The organism is Pseudomonas abietaniphila, assembly GCF_900100795.1.
Classification (GTDB): Bacteria; Pseudomonadota; Gammaproteobacteria; order Pseudomonadales; family Pseudomonadaceae; genus Aquipseudomonas; species Aquipseudomonas abietaniphila.
In genome coordinates this window covers 240,710-252,435 of the sequence record NZ_FNCO01000007.1, presented here as the reverse complement: position 1 = coordinate 252,435, position 11,726 = coordinate 240,710, and the positions used below count along the sequence as shown (strand labels likewise).

The 11,726-nt window shown below is 59.3% G+C and carries 9 protein-coding genes and 1 pseudogene; 5 read left to right on the top strand and 5 right to left on the bottom strand.

Annotation, left to right across the window (positions count from 1 at the left end; genetic code table 11):
- Positions 1-80: 80 nt before the first annotated feature.
- On the top strand, positions 81-1,394 hold the full coding sequence (brnQ, locus tag BLS87_RS15725; RefSeq protein ID WP_074753405.1) for a branched-chain amino acid transport system II carrier protein: 1,314 nt from the start codon (positions 81-83) through the stop codon (positions 1,392-1,394).
- A gap of 101 nt (positions 1,395-1,495) precedes the next feature.
- Here brnQ and BLS87_RS15720 read toward each other — a convergent pair whose 3' ends face one another.
- Positions 1,496-1,750 carry a hypothetical protein gene (locus BLS87_RS15720; protein WP_074753404.1) on the bottom strand — a complete coding sequence of 85 codons (255 nt, stop codon included), beginning with the start codon at positions 1,748-1,750 and terminating at the stop codon, positions 1,496-1,498.
- 327 nt (positions 1,751-2,077) lie between these two features.
- Between BLS87_RS15720 and htpG the strand changes: the two genes are divergently transcribed.
- Positions 2,078-3,982: a molecular chaperone HtpG gene (gene htpG, locus BLS87_RS15715; protein ID WP_074753498.1), complete on the top strand. Its 1,905-nt coding sequence runs from the start codon at positions 2,078-2,080 to the stop codon at positions 3,980-3,982.
- 78 nt (positions 3,983-4,060) lie between these two features.
- Positions 4,061-4,786 carry a dienelactone hydrolase family protein gene (locus tag BLS87_RS15710; RefSeq protein WP_074753403.1) on the top strand — a complete coding sequence of 242 codons (726 nt, stop codon included), beginning with the start codon at positions 4,061-4,063 and terminating at the stop codon, positions 4,784-4,786.
- A 151-nt stretch (positions 4,787-4,937) separates the two neighbouring features.
- On the opposite strand, the gene BLS87_RS15705 is transcribed toward BLS87_RS15710, so the two are convergent.
- Complete coding sequence (locus tag BLS87_RS15705) at positions 4,938-5,801, bottom strand: pirin family protein (RefSeq protein WP_425262223.1); 864 nt, start codon at positions 5,799-5,801, stop codon at positions 4,938-4,940.
- A 201-nt stretch (positions 5,802-6,002) separates the two neighbouring features.
- Between BLS87_RS15705 and BLS87_RS35220 the strand changes: the two are divergent.
- Positions 6,003-6,770 (top strand): annotated as a pseudogene (locus tag BLS87_RS35220) (MCP four helix bundle domain-containing protein); the annotation flags it as partial.
- On the top strand, positions 6,765-7,628 hold the full coding sequence (locus tag BLS87_RS35215; RefSeq protein ID WP_425262225.1) for a methyl-accepting chemotaxis protein: 864 nt from the start codon (positions 6,765-6,767) through the stop codon (positions 7,626-7,628). The pseudogene BLS87_RS35220 and the gene BLS87_RS35215, both read left to right, overlap by 6 nt.
- A 194-nt stretch (positions 7,629-7,822) precedes the next feature.
- On the opposite strand, the gene fabB is transcribed toward BLS87_RS35215, so the two are convergent.
- From fabB to BLS87_RS15685, 3 genes are all read right to left on the bottom strand, one after another.
- Positions 7,823-9,043: a beta-ketoacyl-ACP synthase I gene (gene fabB, locus BLS87_RS15695; protein WP_074753401.1), complete on the bottom strand. Its 1,221-nt coding sequence runs from the start codon at positions 9,041-9,043 to the stop codon at positions 7,823-7,825.
- Between the two features lie 10 nt (positions 9,044-9,053).
- Positions 9,054-9,569, bottom strand: a complete 516-nt coding sequence (gene fabA, locus BLS87_RS15690) for a 3-hydroxyacyl-[acyl-carrier-protein] dehydratase FabA (protein WP_074753400.1) — start codon at positions 9,567-9,569, stop codon at positions 9,054-9,056.
- Between the two features lie 211 nt (positions 9,570-9,780).
- Complete coding sequence (locus BLS87_RS15685; protein WP_074753399.1) at positions 9,781-11,706, bottom strand: response regulator; 1,926 nt, start codon at positions 11,704-11,706, stop codon at positions 9,781-9,783.
- Between the last annotated feature and the right edge of the window lie 20 nt (positions 11,707-11,726).

Sequence of the window (11,726 nt, the reverse complement as noted above, 5' to 3'; positions counted from 1 at the left end):
TTCTAAAAGGACGGGCAGCATTTCCCTCACCCTCAGGGAAATCCTCTTCTTAATTCCGATTCAGCAGTGTGGTTTCTTTGATGAAAGTGTTGAAACGTCAGGACATCGTGGCGCTTGGTTTCATGACGTTCGCGTTGTTCGTAGGTGCTGGCAATATCATCTTCCCCCCTATCGTTGGTCTACAGGCCGGTCCGCACGTGTGGATGGCGGCGCTGGGCTTTCTGGTAACGGCGGTAGGCCTCCCGGTCGTGACCGTAGTTGCACTGGCCAAGGTAGGCGGGGCCATGGACGCGCTGAGCAGCCCGATCGGCAAAGTCGCCGGTACCGTGCTCGCCGCGGTCTGCTATTTGTCCGTGGGGCCGTTGTTCGCAACGCCGCGCACGGCCACGGTGTCCTTTGAGGTCGGCCTGGCGCCGATCACCGGTGAGAGCCCGCTGGCGCTGTTCCTGTACAGCCTCGTGTATTTCCTGCTGGTCTTCTGGATCTCGCTCTATCCCGGCCGCTTGCTCGACACCGTCGGACGCTTCCTTGCGCCATTGAAGATCATCGCGTTGGCGGTCCTGGGCATTGCGGCTTTCGCGCTGCCTGCCGGTGATGTCGGGGTTGCACAACCAGCGTATGTCGCCGCGCCGTTCTCCCAAGGCTTCATCAATGGTTACCTGACCATGGACACGCTGGGTGCGCTGGTGTTTGGCATCGTCATCGTCAATGCCATCCGTTCTCGGGGCGTGGAGTCTCCAAAACTGATCACCCGCTACGCGATCATTGCCGGTCTTATTGCCGGGCTGGGCCTTGCGCTGGTCTACATCAGCCTGTTCCGTCTCGGCGCCGCAAGCCATGCCGTCGCTGCAGGTGCCACCAATGGCGCGGCGGTGCTGCACGCCTATGTGCAACATACCTTTGGGACGCTGGGCAGCGGTTTTCTCGCGGTGTTGATTTCCCTTGCGTGCCTGGTCACGGCAGTGGGGCTTACGTGCGCTTGCGCCGAGTATTTCAGCCGACTGCTGCCGCTGTCCTACAAGACCCTGGTGATCCTCCTCGCCGCGTTCTCCCTGTTGGTGTCCAACCTGGGCCTGACCAAGCTGATCCAGTTCTCCATTCCGGTGCTGACCGCGATTTATCCGCCGTGCATCGCATTGGTCGCATTGAGCTTCTGCAAGGACTTCTGGCAGTCGCAAGGGCGCGTCGTTGCGCCCGTGATGCTGGTGTCATTCGTGTTCGGCATGATCGACGCGGTCAAGGGGGCGGGATTTGCGGATGTGCTGCCTGATGCACTGGCGCATTTGCCATTGAGCGAGCAAGGGCTGGCCTGGTTGATCCCGTCGCTGATCACGCTGTTCGTGGCGTTCGTGGTGGATCGCATGCTGGGTCGGCGCAGCGAAGCGCTGGCCTGAGGGGAGGGCGGCAGCGTCTTTTCATGACGATGCTGCTGAACTTGACGGTATAAAAAATAAAGCCCGCGCAATGCGGGCTTTATTTTCAGGAACTTTGGAACTTACTGCTTAGTTGGTGCAGGCGCCTGTTCGTTAGCCTCTTTTGCGCGCTCTTGAGCGGCTTCGGCATTCTTCTGGGCGGCTTCCTGACTTTCTTTGGCGGCGTCGTTCACTTTGTCTTGAGCCTTTTGCATCGACTCCTGAGACTGCTGGGCGGCCTTGTTGGCATCTTGCTGTTTATCCTCGGATTTTTTGTCGCACGCGGCGAGGCCCAAGGTGGCAGAAAGCATGAGGGCAATGGCTAAAGTCTTACGCATGGGGTATTTCTCCTTATTGAATATCTACGAGCCTTCGAGCGCGCGCTTATTCCGTTAGTTCCATCATGCGCACCGATAAATAAATAGCTGTTTCATTGGCGTTACGCGGGAAACCCGGATTCACGCGGGTTAAACGATTTTGCTCGCGCCGTCGCACCCGACCTGAACGGGGGCCGTTAAACAGTGCATGAAGAATGTGCGGTCACGTAGTCGGCGCTCTTGAAATCTGCGACCCAGCCCCCACCTTGATGACAACCCGTCGTCCAGCGTCAGAAGGGCATCGGACGGCTACCCCTATTTGTATGGACTGATTGGAGTTTGATGACCATGAGTGTGGAAACTCAAAAGGAAACCCTGGGCTTCCAGACCGAGGTGAAGCAACTGCTGCACCTCATGATCCATTCGCTGTATTCGAACAAGGAGATTTTTCTCCGCGAGCTGATTTCCAACGCTTCCGACGCGGTGGACAAGCTGCGTTTCGAAGCACTGTCCAAGCCCGAGCTGCTGGAAGGCGGTGCCGAGCTCAAGATCCGCGTGAGCTTCGACAAGGACGCTCAGACCGTCACCCTTGAAGACAACGGCATCGGCATGAGCCGCGAAGATGTGATTACCCACCTGGGTACCATCGCCAAGTCCGGCACGGCCGATTTCATGAAGAACCTCACTGGCGATCAGAAGAAAGACTCGCACCTGATCGGTCAGTTCGGTGTGGGTTTCTACTCCGCGTTCATCGTCGCCGATCAGGTTGAAGTGTTCAGTCGTCGTGCCGGTCTGCCGGCCAGCGAAGGCGTCCACTGGTCCTCCAAAGGGGAGGGCGAGTTTGAAGTCGCGACTGTGGAGAAAGCCGATCGCGGTACGCGCATCGTGCTGCACCTCAAGAAAGCGGAAGACGAATTCGCCGACGGCTACCGCCTGCGCAACATCATCAAGAAGTATTCCGACCACATCGCCTTGCCGATCGAACTGCCGAAAGAGCAGATCGCTGTCGAAGGCGAGCCAGCGCCTGTGCAGGAATGGGAAACCGTTAACCGAGCCAGCGCCCTGTGGACCCGTCCTCGTACCGAAGTGAAGGATGAGGAATACCAGGAGTTCTACAAGCACATTGCCCATGATTTCGAAAACCCGCTGGCCTGGAGCCATAACAAGGTCGAAGGCAAGCTGGAATACAACTCGCTGCTGTACGTGCCGGCCCGTGCCCCGTTCGATCTGTATCAGCGTGAAGCGCCGCGCGGCCTGAAACTGTACGTGCAGCGCGTATTCGTCATGGACCAGGCCGAGTCTTTCCTGCCGCTGTACCTGCGTTTCATCAAGGGTGTGGTCGACTCCAACGACCTGTCGTTGAACGTCTCGCGTGAAATCCTGCAGAAAGACCCGATCATCGACTCGATGAAGTCCGCGCTGACCAAGCGCGTGCTGGACATGCTGGAAAAACTGGCGAAGAACCAGCCGGAAGAATACAAAGGCTTCTGGAAAAACTTTGGTCAGGTCATGAAAGAAGGCCCGGCTGAAGACTTCGCCAACAAGGAAAAGATTGCCGGTCTGCTGCGTTTCGCGTCCACCTCCGACGAGAGCGGCGAGCAAAGCGTTTCCCTGGCCGAGTACCTGGCCCGTGGCAAGGAAGGTCAGGACAAGATCTATTACCTCACTGGCGAAAGCTACGCGCAGGTCAAGAACAGCCCGCACCTGGAAGTCTTCCGCAAGAAAGGCATCGAAGTGCTGCTGCTGACCGACCGTATCGACGAGTGGCTGATGAGCTACCTGAGCGATTTCGACGGCAAAGGCTTCGTTGACGTGGCACGTGGCGATCTGGACCTGGGCAAGCTTGATTCTGAAGAGGACAAGAAAGCCCAGGAAGAAGTGGCCAAGGATAAGGAAGGTTTGATCGAGCGTCTGAAGGCCGCACTGGGTGACGCTGTCAGCGAAGTCCGCGTCTCGCACCGTCTGACCGACTCGCCTGCGATCCTGGCCATCGGTGAGCAGGACTTGGGTCTGCAAATGCGTCAGATCCTGGAAGCGAGCGGCCAGAAGGTTCCGGATTCCAAGCCGATCTTCGAATTCAACCCGACGCACCCGCTGATCGGCAAGCTTGACAATGAGCAGAGCGAAGAGCGTTTCGGCGAGCTGTCGCACATTCTGTTCGATCAGGCAGCGCTGGCCGCCGGTGACAGCTTGAAAGATCCGGCCGCTTACGTGCGCCGTTTGAACAAGTTGTTGGTAGAGCTATCGGTTTAACATTTGTGTGCAGTCAAAACCCGCTCCGGCGGGTTTTGTCATTTGGTATTCCTTCATTCTCAGCAGCAGGAGTCGGCAATGAGCAACGTTACTGTGCAGTCCGTGGTGTATCAGATTGACGGGCAGAGCTACGAAAGTCGTCTGGTCTTCAGTGAAGGTGCCCAGGCGGCGCCAGGGCTGGTGATGGCGCCTAACTGGATGGGCATCAGCGAAGACGCCGAGCAGATCGCCAAAGAAGTGGCGGATAAGGGGTACGTGGTCTTGCTGGCTGACCTCTACGGCCAGAACGTGCGGCCGAAAAACGGCGATGAAGCTGCGGCGGCCATGATGCCGATGAAAAATGACCGTGCCTTGCTGAACAAACGCATGACGGCAGCGCTGGATCAACTGACCGCGCAGACCGTCGCCAAGGTGGACAAGGCAAGCCTGGCAGCATTCGGTTTCTGCTTCGGCGGCTGCTGCGCGCTGGAACTGGCTCGCACAGGCGCGCCATTGAAGGCTGCCGTGTCATTCCACGGCACGCTGGATACCACCAACCCGGCCGATGCGAAAAACATCAAGGGCAAGGTCCTGGTATTGCACGGCGCATCCGATCCACTGGTGCCGAAAGAGCAATTGCCAGCGTTCGAAGCCGAAATGAATGCCGCCAACGTCGACTGGCAGCTGCTGAGCTACGGCGGCGCGTTCCATTCGTTTACCGATCCGCATGCCAACAACCCTGGCGTGCAGATGTACAACCCGACAGTTTCAAAGCGCGCGTTCACGGCGATGCACAATCTGCTGGATGAAGTGTTCGCGGGCTGATGCAACGTTTTTGACACACTATTAATCCTGTGGGAGCGAATTCATTCGCGATGCGATGGCCCAGGCGATATAGAGGTCGCCGCTGTGCCGTCGTCTCGCGAGAGAATTCGCACCCACCGGGTGTATGTCCGGCGTGACTGGTTGCGTGGTGCTACTTTCTGCTCACTGGCGACTCAATCCGCTCCACTTCCCCGGCCACTGTCGGCCAGTCTCCCGCCGCCCATTTCGCCCTTGCCTGATCAATCAAGGCCGGATCGCTGGCAACGAAATTCCAGTTCATTCTGCGTGGCCCATCCAGTGGCGCGCCGCCAATCAGTACCGCGTGGGATTCGCTTTCAGCGCTCAGTGTCGGTTCGTCACCTGTGTCCAGCACCACCAGGCTACGAGGCTCGACCGGTTCGCCATCCAGCAACATGTCGCCCGCTATCACGTACAACGCCCGTTGCTCATGTTCAGCGGGAATCAGCAGCGTGGTGGCGGTCTGCATCATCACTTGCGCATACAGCGTCGGCGACAAGACCGGAACCGGTGACTCAAGGCAGAAACCGTTGCCAGCGATCATGCGGATGCTGATACCCATGGCGTCGCTGACGGGCAAGGTCGCCGCCGGATGATGGCTGTAATGGCCAATGCCTTGCTCGTGGGTTTTGGGCGATGCCAGCCAGACTTGCAGGCCGTGCAGCCGCGACCCACTGTCGTGAAGCGCCTGCGGCGTACGTTCGATATGCGCGATCGCGCTCCCGGCGGTCATCCAGCTCACTTCGCCCGGCATGACATGCTGATCGCTGCCGAGGCTGTCTTTGTGCTGGATCTGGCCTTCAAAGAGGTAGGTGAGGGTCGACAGGCCGATGTGCGGGTGCTGGCGGATGTCCATGCCACGCCCCGGCTCATAGGTGGTTTCCAGCATGTGATCGAAGAACACGAACGGTCCGACACTTCGACATTGGGCCGAGGGCAAGGGACGCAGAATCGGTTGGCCTTCGACGTCTTCCGCGCGGGGTTTGATGGTCAGCATGGCAGGGCTCTCGATAAACAGGGCAACAGAATACAAAGCATAAACGCAGCCGTCTGGATCGTCTGTGCTCACAGCTGGCGGTCATAAATTATTACGAACTAGTTAGTGAATTGTCCTACAGCTTTCGGGAGCGTAAGCCGATACAGAAAGCGACAACCGGCTGCTCTTTTTTCAGCGCAGGGTTTGGGGAAGGGACCCACTATGACCGTCAGAAACATGAATATCGCACCCCGGGCCGCACTGGGTTTTGGTGTGCTTGCGCTGCTGGTTTTCGGTCTGGGGGCGTTTGCCCTGCTGCAGATGTCCAGCATGCGCAAGCAGTCGGACCTGGTGGAGAGTAAATGGCTGCCCAGCGTCATGGAGCTGGGGACGATGGGCCAGGACTTGATGCGGATCAGGACGTTGACGCTGCGACTGATGCTCAACTGCAGCGCTGATGCGCTGCAGGAGAACTACGCCAAGATCGATCAGCTAAAAGCCGGGTTGCAGTCCACCGATCAGCACTATGTCGCACTGATTGAATCGCCCCGTGAGCGTGAACTGTATGAAGGTTTTGCCACCGCCAAACAGGCTTACTTTCAGCGGCAAAATCGCGTCATGGAGCTGTCTCGGCAAAATCAGATGGACGATGCCTTGCAGGTCATCAACGGCGAAATGAATCAATACGCCGACAAGATGACCCAGGCACTCAACGAACTGACGGCGATCAACAAGAAAGGCGCGGGTGAAGCCACCGATCTGGCGCAGCAGGTCTTCGGCAGTGCCCAGAGCTGGGTCATGGGGATGATCGTCCTGACCGCGCTCATTACGCTGGTGCTCGCGTGGGGGTTGACTCGCAGCATTGTGCAGCCGCTGGCTCAGGCGCTGGGTATCGCCCAGGTCATCGCGGCTGGCGACCTTACCGCTGATATCGTCGTTCAGGGCCGCGATGAGCCTGCTCGTTTGCTGGAAGCGCTGAAGGCCATGCAGCTCAGTTTGCGCCGCACGATTTTGCGGATTTCCGATTCGTCCAGCCAACTCGCTTCGGCGTCGGAAGAGCTGAGCACGGTGACCGAAGATTCCACACGCGGTCTGCACCAACAGAGCCTGGAAATCGATCAGGCTGCCACGGCGGTCAACCAGATGACCGCAGCGGTCGAAGAGGTGGCGCGCAACGCGGTCGCGACCTCGCAGGCTTCCGACGAGTCGGAGCGTATCGCTGAGCGTGGCCGTCAGCAGGTCAAGGCGACGGTTGCCTCGATCAACCACCTGGCCGAGGACGTCACGCAGACCGGTGATCAGGTCGGCGTCCTTGCGCAGAAAGTGTACGGCATCACCAAGGTGCTGGACGTGATCCGGTCGGTGGCTGAGCAGACCAACCTGCTGGCGCTCAACGCGGCTATCGAAGCGGCGCGTGCCGGAGAAGCTGGCCGAGGTTTCGCCGTGGTTGCGGACGAGGTTCGTGCACTGGCGCACCGCACACAGTCTTCGACGCAGGAAATCGAGCTGTTGGTCAGTGATATTCGCCAAGGCACGGATCAAGCGGTCGAGGCTATGCAGGGCAGCAACAGCCGTGCACGTTCGACCCTGGAGCTGGCGCAGTCGGCGGGCGTGGCGCTGGACGAGATCGCAGCAGCGATCACGCTGATCACCGAGCGCAATACGGTCATCGCAAGCGCGTCCGAAGAGCAGGCGCAGGTCGCGCGTGAAGTGGACCGTAACCTCACCAACATCCGCGATCTGGCGCTGCAGAGTTCTGCCGGTGCCAACCAGACCAGCGCGGCGAGTCATGACCTGTCGCGTCTGGCGACGGACCTGAACGGCATGGTCGCGGCGTTTTCGGTGTAGGCATAAGGCGGCATTCGTTCCGGAGCGCGCTTGCCCGCGAAAACGGTGTGTCAGTCCACATCGTGTCGTTCGGTGTGGCGCATCGCGCGCCAGGCGCGCTCCTGCAAAAGCGACAGTGAGTCAGCTAACACAGGTATTCACGCCCACAAAAAAGGCGCCTCGAGAGGCGCCTTTTCATGTTGCGGCAGACTGTATTACTTGCCGGTCCAGCGCTTCATCACCAGCGTGGCGTTGGTGCCACCGAAACCGAAGCTGTTGCTCATGACCAGGTTGATCTCGGCGTTTTCGCGCGTCTTGGTCAGGATTGGCAGGTCCGCGACTTCAGGGTCCAGCTCGTCGATGTTGGCCGAGCCGGCCATGAAGTTGCCTTCCATCATCAGCATGCAGTAGATCGCTTCGTGAACGCCTGCGGCGCCCAGCGAGTGACCCGACAGGCTCTTGGTGGAGCTGATGGCTGGCGCGTTGTCGCCGAATACTTCACGCACACCTTTCATTTCCGCGACGTCGCCGACCGGGGTCGAGGTGCCGTGGGTGTTCAGGTAGTCGATCTTGCCGTCGACGGTGGACATCGCCTGCTGCATGCAGCGGATGGCGCCTTCGCCGCTTGGAGCGACCATGTCGTAGCCATCGGACGTCGCGCCGTAGCCGACCAGTTCGGCGTAGATCTTCGCGCCGCGTGCCAGAGCGTGTTCCAGTTCTTCAACCACGACCATGCCGCCACCGCCTGCGATGACGAAGCCGTCGCGGTCGGCGTCGTAAGCACGCGAAGCCTGTTCAGGGGTTTCGTTACGCTTGCTCGACAGTGCGCCCATGGCATCGAACAGGAACGACTGGCTCCAGTGCTCTTCTTCACCGCCGCCGGCGAACACGATGTCCTGTTTGCCCATCTGGATCTGTTCCATGGCGGTGCCGATGCAGTGAGCACTGGTGGCGCAGGCAGAAGCGATGGAGTAGTTCAGGCCCTTGATCTTGAAGGGCGTCGCCAGGCAGGCCGAAACGGTGCTGCTCATGGTGCGGGTCACGCGGTACGGACCGACGCGCTTGACGCCTTTCTCACGCAGGATGTCCAGCGCTTCCATCTGGTTGAGGGTCGACGCGCCACCGGAACCGGCGATCAGGCCGGTACGCGGGTTGGAGACCTGCTCTTCGGTCAGGCCGGAGTCGGCGACCGCGTCTTTCATGGCCAGATAGGCATAGGCCGCAGCGTGACCGACGAAGCGGTAGATCTTGCGATCGATCAGCTCTTCGAGGTTGAGGTCGATGGAGCCGGATACCTGGCTGCGCAGACCCATTTCGGCATATTCCGGATTGAAACGGATGCCAGGGCGACTTGCACGCAGGTTGGCGGAAACGGTGTCTTTGTCATTGCCCAAGCAGGAAACAATGCCCAGACCAGTGATAACGACGCGGCGCATGCGAATACCCTTAGAAATTGTCAGTGGAGGTGAAGACGCCGACGCGGAGGCCTTCGGCGGTGTAGATTTCGCGACCGTCCACGGTCACCGAACCGTCGGCGATGGCCAGGTTCAGTTTGCCTTTGAGGACGCGCTTGATTTGAATGTTGTAGGTGACTTTTTTGGCCGTCGGCAACACCTGACCAAAGAATTTCACTTCGCCCGAACCCAGCGCACGGCCGCGGCCCGGCAGGCCTTGCCAGCCCAGGAAGAAACCGACCAGTTGCCACATGGCGTCCAGGCCCAGGCACCCCGGCATCACCGGATCACCTTCAAAGTGACAGGCGAAGAACCACAGGTCCGGAGTGATATCCAGTTCGGCGACCAATTCACCTTTGCCGTACTTGCCGCCTTCTTCGCTGATATGAGTGATGCGATCAATCATCAGCATATTGGGGGCGGGCAGTTGCGCGTTACCCGAGCCGAACAGCTCGCCGCGACTGCAGCGCAGCAGATCTTCCCGGGTAAAGGCGTTTTGTTTGGTCATGCGAGCTCCTCGATAATCCTGTGCGGCAGGGTGTGGCAATGCTTACCCAATCTGACCAGCGGGTCATTCCTCAGCTGGCAGCCTACTCATAGACTATTGCGTTGTAATGAAAGTCACAGCACAGGCGAAATGAAAGTACACCTGTGCACTGAAATTTTCCGTCCGCGCGTCGGCGCAGTTCGATCACGGCACACAAGACTGCCGCAATTTATCATTTATCGCCAGTCGCAGATGCCTTAAAGGTCAGCCAACGCTGTAAAACCTGCTGTAAATCAGTGCGTTTGAACGGCTTGGCCAGGTAATCGTTCATACCTGCCTGCAGGCAGATCTCGCGATCACCGTGCCGGGCGTTGGCGGTCAGGGCGATGATGGGCAGCGTTTCGAGCTCTGGAAGCTGGCGAATTCTGCGCGTGGCTTCGTAGCCGTCCATGATCGGCAGGCGGCAATCCATCAGGATCAACGCGTATTTTTCCTGGCTGGCCATGCTGACGGCTTGCGCGCCATCCCCCGCGACACTGACCTGAAGCCCGAGGCTGCGCAACATGGCTTCGACCACGGTGCGGTTGACCGGGTTGTCCTCGACCAGCAGGACACAGCCGTCGCGCTCTTGCGGCATTTCGCCGACAGCGCCCGATGGCGGCACAGGTTCTTCCTGCTGGACCTGTTGTAGCGGAATCTCCAGATGGAACACCGAGCCCAGTCCCTCGCTGCTTTCTGCGTACAGCGATCCGCCCATCCTTTCCGCCAGATTGCGCGCGATCGGCAGGCCCAGCCCGGTGCCGCCGTAGCGCCTTGAAATGGAGTTATCGGCCTGCTGGAACGCGTCGAACATGGATTCCAGCAGTTCCGGAGAAATACCGATGCCGCTGTCGCGCACCGCGCAGGTAAAGAGAATGTGTTGCGCGTCACTCTGACGCCAGGCGGTTTCGACCCGCACGCTGCCGAACTCGGTAAATTTCAGCGCATTGCCGATCAGGTTGACGAGGATCTGGCGGATACGGGTCGGGTCGCCTTTGACGCGCAGCAGATCCAGCCCGGGCTGCACGTCCAGCTCGAGCGCCAGGCCGCGCTGCTGTGCATTGTGGGCGAACGCCTGAACCGAGGTGGCAATCAGGTCGGCCAGGTTGAACGAAATGTTTTCCAGTTCCAGTGCGTCGCGCTCAAAGCGCGAGAAGTCGAGGATGTCGTTGATCACCCGCAGCAGGTGCTCGGTGGACTCGGTGGCCAAGGCGGAATATTCAGCCTGTTCCTCGGTCATCTTCGTCGTTCCCATCAACTGCAGCATGCCGAGCACACCATTCATCGGCGTGCGCAGCTCATGGCTCATCATCGCCAGAAATTCGGACTTCGCGCTGTTGGCACGCTCCGCTTCCTCGCGGGTTCTGATCAACTCGTCCATGGCTTGTTTCTGTTCGCGACTGGCTTTCTCCAACCCAAGCGCCAGATTGTTGATATGGCGGGCAAGGTCGCCCAGTTCGGCGTCGTCGGCCACCGGCAAAGGAGTGGTGTAGTCACCGTGCTGGATGGCCTTGACCGCATCGCTCATGGCACTGATGGGTTGAGACAGGCTGAGGGACAGGCGTCTGGCCAGGATGTAGGTAAAGAGGAGGGCGAACAGCGCAAGGATCCCGGCCTTCAACAGGATTTCCTGCTCGCGCACGTTGAACGCGTCGCTGGACATGCCCACCAGAACGCGCCCTAGATAGTCTTCGATGGGCACGCCGGTCATGTCGTCACTGTCGTCCAGGCGATTACCGTCCTGCTTGACCTGTTGCAAACGGATAGGCGCCTGGAAGATTTCCATCTGCCGTGAGCGTGTCCCGTCTGGCGCTTGCTCGACATGCACGAGCACTCTGCCCGTGTTGTCCTGAACCTCGAGAAAGCGCACGTGGGGCGTGCTCATCGTGGCTTTCATCAGGCTTTCGAGGACATCGTTGTTGCCCACGATCACGCCATATTCCGACGCTGGCGCCAGTTGGTTCGCGATCAACTGGCCCGTGTGATTCAGCTCCTGACGCAAGTCCTGAATGCGCACCACGGTGAAAAAACTGATCAATAAAAGCGTCAACAGCAGGGCGGGGCCCAGACTGAGAATTTGCGTGCGGGTGCTGATGTTCCAGCCACGTTGCGACGTCATGGCCTGATACCGGCTGTCAT

Bases quoted from the DNA above. Each gene is read 5' to 3' on its own strand.
- BLS87_RS15720 (WP_074753404.1), bottom strand. From the start codon at position 1,750: ATGCGTAAGACTTTAGCCATTGCCCTCATGCTTTCTGCCACCTTGGGC.
- BLS87_RS15685 (WP_074753399.1), bottom strand. From the start codon at position 11,706: ATGACGTCGCAACGTGGCTGGAACATCAGCACCCGCACGCAAATTCTC.
- BLS87_RS35215 (WP_425262225.1), top strand. From the start codon at position 6,765: ATGCAGCTCAGTTTGCGCCGCACGATTTTGCGGATTTCCGATTCGTCC.
- BLS87_RS15710 (WP_074753403.1), top strand. From the start codon at position 4,061: ATGAGCAACGTTACTGTGCAGTCCGTGGTGTATCAGATTGACGGGCAG.
- BLS87_RS15705 (WP_425262223.1), bottom strand. From the start codon at position 5,801: ATGCTGACCATCAAACCCCGCGCGGAAGACGTCGAAGGCCAACCGATT.
- fabA (WP_074753400.1), bottom strand. From the start codon at position 9,569: ATGACCAAACAAAACGCCTTTACCCGGGAAGATCTGCTGCGCTGCAGT.
- fabB (WP_074753401.1), bottom strand. From the start codon at position 9,043: ATGCGCCGCGTCGTTATCACTGGTCTGGGCATTGTTTCCTGCTTGGGC.
- brnQ (WP_074753405.1), top strand. From the start codon at position 81: ATGAAAGTGTTGAAACGTCAGGACATCGTGGCGCTTGGTTTCATGACG.
- htpG (WP_074753498.1), top strand. From the start codon at position 2,078: ATGAGTGTGGAAACTCAAAAGGAAACCCTGGGCTTCCAGACCGAGGTG.